10 protein-coding genes are annotated in these 13,889 nt (G+C 49.0%); all 10 read left to right on the top strand.

Annotation, left to right across the window (positions count from 1 at the left end):
• Nucleotides 1-4 precede the first annotated feature (4 nt).
• The 10 genes from IC230_RS16230 to IC230_RS16185 all read left to right on the top strand — a co-directional run bounded on the left by IC230_RS16230 (nucleotide 5) and on the right by IC230_RS16185 (nucleotide 13,889).
• Entirely contained in the window at nucleotides 5-1,546 is a 1,542-nt protein-coding gene (locus IC230_RS16230) for an NCS1 family nucleobase:cation symporter-1 (protein ID WP_223860678.1), read from the top strand.
• Nucleotides 1,547-1,731: 185 nt separating this feature from the next.
• Entirely contained in the window at nucleotides 1,732-2,193 is a 462-nt protein-coding gene (tnpA, locus tag IC230_RS16225) for an IS200/IS605 family transposase (RefSeq protein ID WP_191040087.1), read from the top strand.
• 255 nt (nucleotides 2,194-2,448) lie between these two features.
• On the top strand, nucleotides 2,449-3,831 hold the full coding sequence (gene hydA / locus IC230_RS16220; protein WP_191040086.1) for a dihydropyrimidinase: 1,383 nt from the start codon (nucleotides 2,449-2,451) through the stop codon (nucleotides 3,829-3,831).
• A gap of 79 nt (nucleotides 3,832-3,910) precedes the next feature.
• Nucleotides 3,911-4,777: a nitrilase-related carbon-nitrogen hydrolase gene (locus IC230_RS16215; RefSeq protein ID WP_191040085.1), complete on the top strand. Its 867-nt coding sequence runs from the start codon at nucleotides 3,911-3,913 to the stop codon at nucleotides 4,775-4,777.
• Between the two features lie 87 nt (nucleotides 4,778-4,864).
• Nucleotides 4,865-6,214, top strand: coding sequence for an NAD(P)-dependent oxidoreductase (locus tag IC230_RS16210; protein ID WP_191040084.1), 1,350 nt, complete (start codon nucleotides 4,865-4,867; stop codon nucleotides 6,212-6,214).
• Nucleotides 6,215-6,274: 60 nt separating this feature from the next.
• A complete protein-coding gene (preA, locus tag IC230_RS16205) occupies nucleotides 6,275-7,543 on the top strand; it encodes an NAD-dependent dihydropyrimidine dehydrogenase subunit PreA (protein WP_191040083.1) in 1,269 nt (422 codons plus the stop codon).
• 93 nt (nucleotides 7,544-7,636) lie between these two features.
• Nucleotides 7,637-9,016, top strand: a complete 1,380-nt coding sequence (locus tag IC230_RS16200) for a uracil-xanthine permease family protein (RefSeq protein ID WP_191040082.1) — start codon at nucleotides 7,637-7,639, stop codon at nucleotides 9,014-9,016.
• Nucleotides 9,017-9,126: 110 nt separating this feature from the next.
• A complete protein-coding gene (locus tag IC230_RS16195) occupies nucleotides 9,127-10,545 on the top strand; it encodes an FAD binding domain-containing protein (RefSeq protein WP_191040081.1) in 1,419 nt (472 codons plus the stop codon).
• A gap of 88 nt (nucleotides 10,546-10,633) precedes the next feature.
• A complete protein-coding gene (locus tag IC230_RS16190) occupies nucleotides 10,634-12,955 on the top strand; it encodes a xanthine dehydrogenase molybdopterin binding subunit (RefSeq protein WP_191040080.1) in 2,322 nt (773 codons plus the stop codon).
• Nucleotides 12,912-13,889 carry an XdhC family protein gene (locus IC230_RS16185; protein WP_191040079.1) on the top strand — a complete coding sequence of 326 codons (978 nt, stop codon included), beginning with the start codon at nucleotides 12,912-12,914 and terminating at the stop codon, nucleotides 13,887-13,889. Before IC230_RS16190 ends, IC230_RS16185 begins: the two co-directional genes overlap by 44 nt.

The raw sequence follows: 13,889 nt of genomic DNA, 5'->3' as shown, positions 1-13,889 counted from the left end.
AACTTTGTCAAAGCTCAAATCAGAAACCAAAAACGGAAAAATGCAGGAAGTAACGGAAGCAACTATATCCGAATCGTCAACGCTTTATAGTGAGGACTTGGCACCTATTCCCGCGTCGAAACGAACGTGGACTACCTGGAATTATGCGGCTCTTTGGATCAGCATGAGTTTGTGTATTCCAACGTATATGATGGCGAGTTCGCTGATCCAGGGCGGTATGAACTGGTGGCAGGCTATTTTCACCATCTTTCTGGGCAACACCATTGTGCTGATTCCGATGGTGTTGAACGGGCGTGCTGGAGCCAAATACGGTATTCCGTTTCCGGTTTTAGTACGTTCCAGTTTCGGCACTCGTGGCGCGAATGTTCCGGCGTTGCTACGTGCCATTGTGGCCTGTGGCTGGTTTGGTATTCAGACCTGGATTGGTGGGTTTTCTATCTATCAGATGCTTCGGCTGTGGATTCCGTCGCTGGAAACGTTGCCACCGGTTTTTCCGGCTTCGTTTGGCTTACAAACGGGTCCGGCTATCTGTTTCTTTTTGTTCTGGCTGCTGAACATGTACGTCGTTTACCTCGGCGTTGATAGTATTCGTAAGCTTCTGGTATTCAAAGCGTTCTTTTTGCCTATAGCTGCAATAGCGTTACTCTGGTGGGCTATTTCTGCCGGAAACGGTCTCGGACCCATTCTGGAGCAACCCGCTAAATTCTCGGACTCGGCTGCATTTTTTGCTTTTTTCTTTCCAGCGTTAACCGGCATGGTTGGTTTCTGGGCTACGTTATCGCTGAACATTCCGGATTTCACCCGCTACGCCACCAGTCAGCAAGCGCAGGTACGCGGACAGGTTATTGGCCTTCCAACCTCTATGACCCTTTTCTCGTTTATCGGCGTCGTCGTTACGTCGGCAACCACTATTATTTACGGCACTACGATCTGGGACCCGCTCGTATTGGCCGGGAAATTTGAGAGTAAACTTCTCGTAAGCATCGCCATGATTGCAGTGGCGATTTCCACATTGGCGACAAATATTGCCGCAAACATTGTCAGTCCGGCCAATGATTTTGCGAATCTGGCTCCGGCAAAAATTGACTTTCGGAAGGGAGGGTACATTACGGGAGTCATTGGGATTCTGATTTTCCCCTGGAAGTTAATCGCCGATCCGACAGGCTTCATTTTTACCTGGCTGGTTGGTTACTCCAGCCTGCTCGGACCGGTGGGTGGGATTATGATTGCGGATTATTTCTTCCTGCGTAAACAAAAGCTTGTCCTGAATGATCTGTACAGCACAATCGGGATGTATAGCTACAAAAACGGGTTCAACTCCGCAGCGATCATCGCTTTGTTAGCTGGTATTATTCCCAACATTCCAGGCTTTCTCACCACGATTCAGGTGATTCCTGCTGACAGCGTACCGATCTGGATTTCAAATCTTTACAACTATGCCTGGTTTGTTGGTTTTTTCGTAAGCGGTTTAGTTTATATGGGTTTGATGAATAGTCGGTCTTCGATTTCTAACTTTCAGCAGTCCGCTGTTACGTTAGCTGACTGAATTTTAAGCCCATAGGGCTGTAATCTTTGTAGAAAAGCAAGGTGATTGAGCCGTTTTTAGCTCCTTAGGAGCGGCATCTTTTCAATATCACTCCTAAGGAGCTTAGCTGAAATTGCGAATCCCAATTTTGCTACAATGATTCGGCCCAATTGGCCTTTAAAACAAAATAAATACCGTAAGCTCAAATGCCAAATACGTATTCGCAAATTTATATTCAACTCGTCTTTGCCGTAAAGGGTAGAGAGAACTTGATAAAAGAAGAATTTCGAGATGAACTGGAGAAATATATCTGCGGGATTGTAAATGGTAAAAGTCAAAAAGTTTTAGCCCTATATTGTATGCCTGACCATACACATTTGCTTTTAAGTGTAAAGCCGAATATCTCATTATCTGATTTAGTGAGGGATATAAAAGCAAATTCGTCGGCTTGGATTAATGACCGAAAATTATTGAAAAATAAATTCAATTGGCAGGAAGGTTTTGGCGCTTTTTCGTACTCTAAATCTCATTTAGACAACGTGATAAACTATATTCTGTCACAGCCAGTGCATCATCAGAAAAGGAGCTTTAAAGATGAGTATTTAGCGTTTTTGGAAAAGTTTGAGGTTGAATACGATGAACGATATTTATTTGAATGGATAAATTGAAATTCGTGTATCATTGAATTGAATCAATTCGTGTGTAGCCACATAGTGGCGAAATCTTTGTAGTTAAAAAGACGCCAATGAGTTTCAAGCTCCATAGTAGCGAAATAGAAAAGATGTCGCTCCTATGGAGCTTTTGCTGATGCAGAATTTGAACTTTTCTACTACAAAGATATCGGCCCGACGGGCCTGAATTCTTTGTAGTAGAATTTGTAGTTGAGGCTCTCCACGGGAGTGGTCATAAACGATAAATTAACTATGTCGCTTTTGATTAAAAATGGTCGGATCGTTACGGCGGCCGACGATTACGTTGCGGATATTTTCATTGAGGGCGAAGCGATTTCGGCCATTGGGAAAAACCTGCCCGTTCAGGCCGATACGGTCATTGATGCCACTGGTAAATTAGTATTTCCGGGCGGTATTGACCCCCACGTGCATCTGGATATGCCCTTCATGGGTACGTTTTCGAGCGATACACACGAGACCGGCACACGCGCAGCTCTGTTTGGCGGCACAACGACCGTGATTGATTTTGTTCTGCAAAAACAAGGGCATTCGCTAAAAGAAGCCCTGGCCGAATGGAATTCCCGCGCTACCGGAACCGCCGTTGGGGATTACAGTTTTCATATGGCCGTAACGGATTTTAACGAAAATTCGAAAGCTGAAATCAAAGAGATGGTTGAGAACGAAGGCATTACGTCGTTCAAAACCTTTATGGCCTATAAAGGAGCATTGATGATCAATGACAGCCAGATGGTTGGTCTGATGCAGGAGGTGAAGAAACAAGGCGGCATGGTGACGGTTCACGCGACCAACGGCGACATGATCGATTACCTCATTGCCAAGCACCGGTCGGAAGGGAAAATGTCGCCCCTTTATCATTATCTCTCGCAACCCGAAGTGACCGAAGCCGAAGCCAGTTGCCGTTTTACCGATATGGCCGATTACACGGGTTGTCCGGGGTACATTGTGCATATGACCTGTGAAGGGGCGCTAAATGGTGTTCGGAATGCCACTCGCCGGAATCAGAAAGTATTTGCCGAAACCTGCATCCAGTATCTGGTGCTTGACGCGTCGCTTTATGGCGAGGATATTGACGGCGCCAAATGGGTGATGAGTCCGCCGTTACGGGAGAAGAAAGATCAGGAAGCACTCTGGGCCGGTATCAATCAGGGAATGATTCAGGTCGTCGCTACGGATCACTGCCCATTCATGTGGGAGCAAAAATTGATGGGGAAAGACGATTTCTCGAAGATTCCCAACGGGCATCCTGCCATCGAAAATCGGATGGAATTGTTGTACAGCGAGGGCGTCGACAAAGGCAAAATTACGCTGAATAAATACGTCGAAGTTGCCTGTACGAACCCCGCCAAAATCTTTGGTATGTTCCCAAAAAAAGGAACCATAGCCGTGGGGAGCGACGCCGATATTGTCATTTTCGATCCAGCAGAAAAACACACGCTTTCCGCGAAAACCCACCATATGAACGTTGATTATTCGGGTTATGAAGGCTGGGAATTAACGGGTAAAGTAAAAACCGTTTTACTACGTGGTCAGGTTACTATTGACGACAATAAATGCCTGGTTGACAAGGGATACGGCCAGTTTATTAAACGTAATAAAGTGAGCGGGAAGATTTAAAAGCAGGGAGCATGGTGCGATGGGCAGAGAAAAATAAACGCCCTGCTCCCTGCTAAAACCAATTAAACACGAAATAAGCATGCCACGAATTATTAAATCGGGATTGATACAAATGAGTCTGCCGAAGACCGAGGGCGAAGGCACGATTGAGGAAATTAAAGAAGCGATGGTGCAAAAGCACATCCCGCTCATTGAAGAAGCTGGTGAGAAAGGCGTGCAGATTTTGTGTTTGCAGGAAATATTTAATACCCCGTATTTCTGTCCGGGGCAGAACAGTGCCTGGTACGCTTCGGCGGAGTCGGTTCCCGGTCCAACGACAGATCGGATGGCCGAGTACGCCAAAAAATACAAAATGGTCATGATCGTGCCCGTCTATGAAAAAGAGCAGGCTGGTGTCCTGTACAACACCGCTGCCGTCATCGACGCCGATGGTACGTATCTGGGTAAATACCGGAAGAACCACATCCCGCATACCTCGGGCTTCTGGGAGAAGTTTTTCTTCAAGCCCGGCAATCTGGGCTATCCCGTTTTCCAAACCATGTACGCCAAAATCGGTGTGTACATCTGCTACGACCGGCACTTTCCCGATGGCGCGCGTTGCTTGGGCCTGAATGGTGCGGAGATTGTATACAATCCGTCGGCAACCGTAGCGGGTTTGTCGCAATACCTATGGAAGTTGGAACAGCCCGCCCATGCCGCTGCGAATGGCTATTTCATGGGCTGCATTAACCGCGTGGGTGAAGAGAAGCCCTGGAACCTTGGACGGTTCTATGGCTCATCGTATTTCGTTGATCCGCGCGGCCAGATTTTTGCCACGGCTTCTGAAGATAAAGACGAGCTATTGATAGCTGATTTTGATCTCGACATGATCGACGAAGTACGTAGCGTCTGGCAATTCTTCCGGGATAGAAGACCGGAGACGTATGATAAATTGGTAGAACTGTAATCTAATGATAAATGATGAATGAGCCATTTGGGTACCATCATTTATCATTCATAATCGCACCGGCGACCCGGTCATCATTCTAAACACGTGGCGATACTCAACAATCGATTAACAGCTGAACAATACGAGCAAAATTTCAGCGACATCCATCCACCGTTCGAAAATCGCGAAGCGGCACTGGTGGAAGCGAATCGCTGTCTGTTTTGTTATGATGCCCCGTGCACAAAAAGCTGCCCGACGAGCATCAACATTCCCAAGTTCATCAAGCAGATTACCACGGATAACGTCAAAGGGTCGGCCTACACGATTTTTGACGCGAACATTATGGGGGGCGGCTGCTCGAAGGTTTGCCCCGTAGAAAAGTTATGCGAAGGTTCGTGTGTTTACAATTTTCTGGAGGAACCGCCGATTCCAATCGCCAAATTACAGCGCTTCTCGACGGAAAAAGCCATTGAGCAAAAGTGGCCGTTATTTCAGCGTAAGCCGTCTGTTGGAAAGAAAGTAGCCGTAATAGGAGCGGGACCGGCGGGATTAAGCTGTGCGCACGTATTGAGTCGGGAAGGTGTCGACGTAACGATCTACGAGAAGGAAAAGAAAGGCGGTGGGTTGATGACCTATGGCATTGCTGCTTACAAAGTAACGCCCCAATTCTGCGAAGATGAAGTTAATTTCATTACGTCGCTGGGCGGAATCGACATCAAGTACGATCAGGAACTGGGACGTAACGTAACGTTAGCCGAGTTGCAGACCAATTACAATGCTGTTTATCTCGGAATCGGTGTTGGCGTGGCCAGGCATCTGGAGATTCCCGGTGAAGAGTTGGCGGGCGTTGAAGATGCGATACGCTTCATTTACGACATCCGCGAGAAAGGATACCCGTCAGTACCGGTCGGTGATAAAGTCGCTGTGATTGGATTAGGCATGACGGCGATTGATGCGGCTACGCAGGCGAAACGGCTGGGAGCCAAAGAAGTAACGATTGTCTACCGCCGGACCCAAGCCGAAATGCCCAGCACCGAAGTTGAACTGAATCTGGCGAAACTAGATGGGTGTCATCTGATCTGGCTGGCATCGCCTAAAGAAATCATAGGCGAAAACGGACGAGTGACACAACTGATTTGCAACGTAATGGAACTAGGCGTACCCGATACCAGTGGCCGTCGGTCGCCCGTCGAAACCGGTGAAACTATTACGCTGGCTGTCGACATGGTGATCAAAGCCGCCGGCCAGATTCCGTATGAAGAACTGGTTAGCAGCAATCAACTGACAAACTGGAATGGCAAACTGGCCATTGACGGTAACTGCGCTACAAACATTCCTGGTGTCTTCGCCGGTGGCGATTGCGTTAACGGCGGCAAAGAAGTCGTCGATGCAGTTCAGGCGGGAAAAGACGGGGCAAAAGCGATACTGAGTTTTTTAGTGAAGAGTGAAAAGTGAAGAATAAACAGCTGACGCAACCTATTTTTCACTTTTCACTCTTCATTCTTCACTGATTCTATGGCAGACTTAAGCACAAATTTCCTCGGTATCAAATCGCCCAATCCGTACTGGCTGGCCAGCGCCCCACCGACAGATAAGAAATATAATGTACTACGTGCCTTCGAAGCCGGTTGGGGTGGTGTGGTCTGGAAAACCCTCGGCAGTCAGGTAAAGAACGTATCGTCGCGGTATTCAGCGGTCGATTTTAACGGGACCAAAATGATGGGTTTTAATAATATCGAACTCATTTCCGACCGACCGCTGGATATCAACCTCCGCGAAATTGCCGAATGCGTTCGTCTGTTTCCCGATCGGGCAATGGTCGTATCGCTTATGGCTGATAATTCGCGCGAAAAATGGCACGAATTGATTGCACAGGTTGAAGATACGGGTGCACACGGCCTGGAGCTGAACTTTGGCTGTCCGCACGGAATGACCGAGCGTGGTATGGGTGCAGCTGTGGGTCAGGACCCGGAGATTGCCAAAATGGTGGTGGAATGGGTGATGGAAAAAGCAACGATTCCCGTCATTACCAAACTGACGCCTAATGTGCATTCCGTAGTGCCGACAGGCCATGCATCAGTGGAAGGCGGCACGAATGCGCTGTCGCTGATTAATACCATTCAGTCCGTGACGGGCGTCGATCTGGATACGTTCGTGCCGAATCCCTACGTAGCAGGAAAATCCGTCTATGGCGGGTACTGCGGTCCGGCGGTTAAGCCTGTCGCGCTGAAAATGCTGACGACCATTGCGCAGGACCCTGTTACGTCCCAAGTGCCGATTTCGGGGATTGGTGGAGTCAGTACCTGGAAAGATGCTGCCGAGTTCATGCTGCTGGGCGCTACGTCGGTTCAGGTCTGTACGGCAGTTATGAAGCACGGTTTTCGCATCATCGAAGACATGTGCGACGGATTGAACAACTGGATGGACGAAAAAGGCTTCAAAACCATCTACGACTTCATCGGAAAATCTGTCCCGACCATTACCCATTGGGAAGACCTCGACATTAATTATCACATCGTTGCGAACATCAATCAGGACAAGTGTATCCACTGCGGCTTGTGTTACATTGCCTGTGAGGATACCTCCCATCAGGCCATCAACTTGACGTATGGCAAGCCTTTCAATACGTATTCCATCAAAGAAGAGGAGTGTGTTGGCTGTAATTTATGTAAATTAGTATGTCCTGTCGATGACTGTATCACGATGGTGGAGCAACGGAAGGGCGACGAATATCTGAACTGGAAAGAGTTTCAACGGCGCGGTCTGCCGCTAAACGACCACTAACAAAATGATGACGGGGCCGCCCGCGCGGTTATAAATGATGGGCGCACTAATCATCTGTAGGAAATCACAATTCATCACTCATTATTCACACGTATGAGCGAGCTCGTTAATGCACAACCAACCCGTCTCGTTTATGGCCTGGAAGATCAGGTTCCGCTAATGCCGGCGCTGCTGGTGAGTCTTCAACAAGTGGGAGCAATGGTCGTTGGCACAATTACCCCGGCGTTGATTTTATCGGGAATTCTGCATTTTAGTCAGTCCGAAACGGCTTACCTGGTCAGCATGGCGCTGGTGGCCTCGGCTCTCGGTACGTTCCTCCAAACCATGCGATTTGGTTTTGTGGGTTCCGGATTACTGAGTATCACCGGCACTAGCTTTGCGTTTCTTGCCCCACTTATACAGGCCGGTTTAGCGGGTGGTTTGCCGCTCATGGTTGGTATGTCGTTAGCCGCAACGCCCGTCCAGTTAATTCTGGCACCTTTTCTGCCGAAACTAAAGCGAGTCTTTACACCACTTGTTTCAGGAATTGTCGTGTTGCTGATCGGCCTTTCGCTGATTCCGACGGGTATGCGAAGCATCGCTAAGCTCCCCATGGAAGGCGCTCCTGCCTGGAGTGGTGGTTTGGTGGCATTGGCGGTCGTTACGGTTATGATTATTGCCCAGTCGATTGGTAAAGCCTGGGCACGAATGGCTGCTGTGTTGGTTGGCGTGACTACCGGTTATGCCATTTGTGGGTTTATGGGCTGGTTGCAAAGCCCTGCGCCGAGTAATGGTTCCTGGCTTACCGTACCGCAACTGTTGCCGTGGGGACTGGATTTCAACTGGGAACTGCTGTTTCCGTTTGCCTTTATTTATCTGGTCTGCGTACTCGAAGCGATGGGCGATATTACCGCTACGTCTCAATTGTCTGGTTTGCCGACCAGTGGCCCCGCGCACTGGACACGTATTCGCGGAGGTATTCTGGCCGATGGGTTAACCTGTATTTTCTCGACGTTAATCGGCGGATTCCCGAGCGCTACGTATGCCCAGAACAATGGAGTTATTCAAATGACGGGCGTTGCGGCCCGGCGAATCGGCTGGGTTATGGCGATCATTTTGCTTTGCCTGGGTATTTTTCCACCCGTTGGTCGCTGGATTACCGTAATGCCTGCGTGCGTACTTGGTGCCATGGCTATTATGCTGTTCGGCTTAGTTGCCGTGTCAGGACTGCGTTTAATGGTGTCGGGTGGTTTATCTCAGCGGGATGCGCTGATCGCAGCTATGGCGCTGGGAATTGGCATCGGCGTTCCGTCGCAGGAAGAGTGGCTGAAAACGTTGCCTTCGGTCATTCAGACGTTTCTGGAATCGGGCGTTTCTGCAGGTGGCTTAGTAGCCTTGCTGCTGAATCTTTTAATGCCTGATTGGGAAAAAGAAAGACTAGTGAAAGAAGAGCCAAGCGAAATGCTTGAGAACATAAAAACTATTAGTAATTAAGATCATATAACCACAGAGCCACAAAGAGCACAGAGGATTAATACCATAGCTTATATTTTCCGTGTTCTTTGTGGCTCTGTGGTTAATTAAAAAGAACGCGCTATCTAGCCTTGATCAAGTTCATTTTAAATAATAAAAACGTTAGTACGTCCCTGCCGCCAGGAACGCCCGTACTGGATTTTGTCCGCTATCGTAAGCAGTTGATGGGGACGAAAATCGGCTGTCGGGAAGGCGATTGTGGGGCTTGTACCGTGCTCGTGGGCGACCTGAACGAAGGTGAACTACGGTACCGAACGGCTACGTCCTGCCTGATGCCGCTCGGCAATGCGCACGGAAAGCACATCGTAACGGTCGAAGGGATTAACATGAGCGATCTGAACCCGATTCAGCAGGCTATGTCCGACGAATCGGCGACGCAGTGCGGATTCTGTACGCCCGGTTTTGTGATGTCGCTGGCTGGATTTTGTCTGAGTAAAAAAGCACCAACGGTTCAAAATTCCATTGCCGCTATTGACGGAAATATCTGCCGCTGTACGGGTTACAAATCCATCAAGCGGGCGGCTGCTCGTGTGGCTAACCTATTGGCGCAACGTAGCGAGGGGACGCCAATTCAATTTGCGGTTGAACAGGAAATTTTACCGGCTTATTTTTCGAACATTCAGGAGCGATTACAGGCGTTATCCCTAAGCTTGAATGGTGAACTCGGCAATGACAATCCGCTGGCACAACGCGTTGGAGGTGGTACAGATTTATACGTACAAAAGCACGATGAAATTAAAGATGCGTCGATTCAGTTTTTGTTCGACGACGCTGATTTAAAAGGAATTAGACAAGATGGTAATCAGTGTATAATCGGTCCGGCGTCGACGGTAACCGACCTGATCGAGTCAGCGGTCATGCAAACGTATTTTCCCGATTTTAAGCTGTACACAAAGCTGGTGTCATCCACACCTATCCGTAACATGGCGACCGTCGGCGGTAACTTTATCAACGCGTCGCCCATTGGTGATTTCACGATTTTCTTCCTGGCACTGGATGCTACGTTAACTCTAAGCAATGGCGTCACAGAGCGGGAGTTACCACTACGTGATTTATATCTTGGCTATAAAACACTGGATAAACAGTCGGCAGAATATCTAAAACAAATCCGGTTTGAGTTGCCTAACGTAACGACTCGATTCAACTTCGAGAAAGTCAGTAAACGAACGCACCTTGACATTGCGAGCGTTAATTCAGCAATCAAACTGACGGTTGAGGGTGATGTCATTACGTCGGTTACGTTATCGGCAGGGGGCGTCGCGCCAATTCCGAAGCGATTATTCAAAACAGAAGAATTTCTGACGGGACAATTTGTAACCGAAGAAATGATCATGGAAGCTACTTCTGTTGCTCAGTCCGAGATTTCACCGATCAGCGATGCCCGTGGTACTGAAGCTTATAAACGCCTATTGCTTAGCCAATTGATCAAAGCGCATTTTATCAGGTTGTTTCCGGAGTTGAATGTGGAACAATTGCTGGTCATTTCTTAACCGCAAAGAACGCTAAGGTTTTCGCCAAGAAAACTCAACGCTCTCTGCGAAATACGTTGCGTCTTTGCGGTTTACAATAAAACTTACCATGAAAAATATAGATTCCAGAACGCACGTACGAGGAGAATCGGTTTATCTGGACGATATTCCGCTGATTCAGGGTACGTTGTTTGGAGCGGCCTTCGGGTCACCCATTGCGCACGGTATTATCAAAACACTGGACTTGTCAGCGGCAGCAGCTATGCCCGGTGTGGTCAAGATTTTTACGTACGAGGACGTAACGGGCGAAAACCAGATTGGCGGTATCGTTCCGGATGAACCGTTGTTAGCCGAACATCACGTTCACTTTTGCGGGATGCCGATTGCATTTGTGGTGGCCGAAACAGACGATGAAGCGCGGGCGGCTGTCAAAAGAATAACGGTTGAGATTGAGCCATTGCCTGTCATTACCGACCCTCGCGAAGCCTACGCCCAAGGAGAATTTATCATCCGGCCGCGGACACATAAGCTAGGTGAGACCACTACGGCCTGGTCGCAATGTACGCATATCTTCGAAGGGCGAGCCGATACAAACGGGCAGGAACACCTGTACATTGAAACCCAAGGCGCCTATGCCATTCCGCAGGAGAATAACGCCATCAAGCTCTATTCGTCGACACAGGGACCCACGGCTGTTCAACGCGCCGTTGCCCGATCGTCAGGACTGCACATGCATCAGATTGATGTGGACGTAACGCGGCTGGGTGGTGGGTTTGGCGGCAAAGAAGATCAGGCCAACATGTGGGCGGCTCTATGTGCACTGGCGGCTCACGTACTTCATAAACCTGTTAAATACGCGCTAAACCGGATGGAAGATATGGCGATGACCGGCAAACGGCATCCGTATTCGTCCGACTTCAAAATCGGTCTGGATAATGATCTGAACATCCTTGCCTACGAAGCTACGTTCTATCAAAATGCTGGCGCTTCTGCCGATCTGTCGCCCGCCGTTATGGAACGGACATTGTTCCATTGCACGAGCACGTATTTCATCCCGAACGTAACGGCCACGGCCTACAGTTGCCGGACTCATCTGCCTCCCAATACAGCCTTCCGGGGGTTCGGTGGACCGCAGGGTATGTTTGTTATTGAAGCGGCTATTACTAAAGCGGCCGAGTCTTTAGGTATTGATGCATCCGTAATTCAGGCCAAAAATCTGAATAAAACCGGCGATGAGTTTGCTTACGGACAAAAAGCAGTGAGTGAAGCACATGCCTGCTGGAACAAGGCTAATGAACTGTATGATCTGGAAGCCATTCGTGACAATATAGCAAAATTTAACAGTGTTAACCTGCTGTATAAGAAAGGTTTGGCGCTTATGCCCATCTGCTTTGGAATCTCGTTTACGAACACGCGCATGAACCAGGCGCGGGCGTTGGTGCATGTCTACACCGATGGCAGCGTAGGCGTGAGTACGGGCGCTGTGGAGATGGGGCAGGGGGTCAATACGAAGATGCTACAGGTCGCTGCGCACGTGCTGTCGATTCAGCCGGATCGGGTCAAATTGCAGACGACCAGTACGTATCGCATTGCCAATACGTCGCCCTCGGCTGCCAGCGCTACGGCCGATTTGAACGGGAAAGCCGTGCAGATGGCTTGTACGGAAATCGTTCGGCGACTAAAAGTTGTGGCCGCTGGCGAATTAAACGTCTCTGCTGAGGAAATTTTCCTGAAAGACGAATGGGTATATGCCAACGGCGAACGTACCGACTGGAACTGGAATCAACTCGTGATGGAAGCCTTTACCAAGCGCGTCAGTCTGTCCGAGCATGCGCATTACGCTACGCCCGACATTCACTACGATGCCTCCGAAGAGAAAGGGCATCCGTTTACCTATCACGTGTACGGCACGGCCATCGTTGACGTGACCATTGATTGTCTGCGCGGTACCTATGAAATGGAGTCCGTTAAAGTCGTGCATGATTTTGGCGTCAGCATGAACCCGCTGATTGACCGTGGACAGATTGAAGGTGGCATTGTGCAGGGCCTCGGCTGGATGACGATGGAAGAAATTGTGTTTGATCAGGCGGGTCGGTTGCGGTCCAATGCCTTGTCGACCTACAAAGTACCGGATATCTATTCGGTGCCCAAAGAGATTGCTATCGAACCGCTGAAAACTGAACAGGATAATCTGGCGATATTCCGGTCGAAAGCAGTGGGCGAACCGCCACTAATGTACGGGATAGGAGCCTATTTCGCGTTACGGAACGCCGTTCGGGCATTCAATCCGATGGCTACCATTCCCTTCGATGCGCCGATGACACCAGAAAAACTTCTTCTTGCTCTCTACCAGAGTCCCACTGCCCCTCACCCCATGCCCTCTGCTAATGGAGAAACCGAAGTCGCTCAGCACCTGGCAGTTAATTCGTAAAAGTCTTCAGCAGAGTCAGCCGGTTATGCTGCTATACGTAGTGGAAAGTCACGGTAGCAGTCCGGGCAGGCAGGGTTTTCTGATGGCGGTGAATGCGTTGGGGGAGATGGAGGGTTCGATAGGGGGGGGCATTATGGAGCACAAGTTTGTGGAAATGGCCAAAGAAAAACTCCAGCATTACGTTCCTGAACTATCCATTCGAACACAGTATCACGATAAAAAAGCAGCTCATAATCAGAGTGGTATGATTTGCTCCGGCGATCAAACCATCCTGCTGTATCGTGTTGAGCCTGGGGATACTCCGGCAGTTGAGTACATAATTGATTCTCTGGAACAGCATAAAAATGGCGTACTGCAACTATCGCCAGCGGGTATTCAATGTTTTGATAACCCATCGTCTAAAATGGATCGCCAGTTTGTAAGGCAGTCCGGGCAGGAATGGACGTATCAGGAACGACTTGGCTATAAGAACCAGCTTTTCATCATCGGGGGTGGACATTGCGCATTGGCTTTATCGCGACTGATGAGCCAGATGGATTTTTACATTCGCGTTTACGACAATCGCCCGGAACTCCACACGATGCAGCTAAACGATGTTGCGCATGAGAAAATCCTGGTTGACAGTTATAGTGAACTTACTGACCTGATTCCGTCGGGCAACCATCACTACGTTGTTGTCATGACGTTCGGCTACCGCACGGATGATCTGGCGATCAGGGCTTTGCTTGATAAACAACTAATGTACGTTGGCGTATTAGGTAGCCAAACCAAGATAAAAAAATTATTCTCGGATTATCGTGCAGAAGGCATTTCTGATGACAAACTGAAGCGTATTCACGCTCCCATTGGCCTTACCATTAACAGCCAAACCCCGGAAGAAATCGCGGTGAGCATTGCTGCTCAGATTATTCGGGTGAAGAACGCTGGTCAATAA

This window comes from Spirosoma validum, from assembly GCF_014699035.1.
In the GTDB taxonomy this organism is placed as follows: Bacteria; Bacteroidota; Bacteroidia; order Cytophagales; family Spirosomataceae; genus Spirosoma; species Spirosoma validum.
The sequence above is the reverse complement of the archived record's forward strand: the minus strand, read 5'-3'. Positions and strand labels throughout refer to the sequence as shown.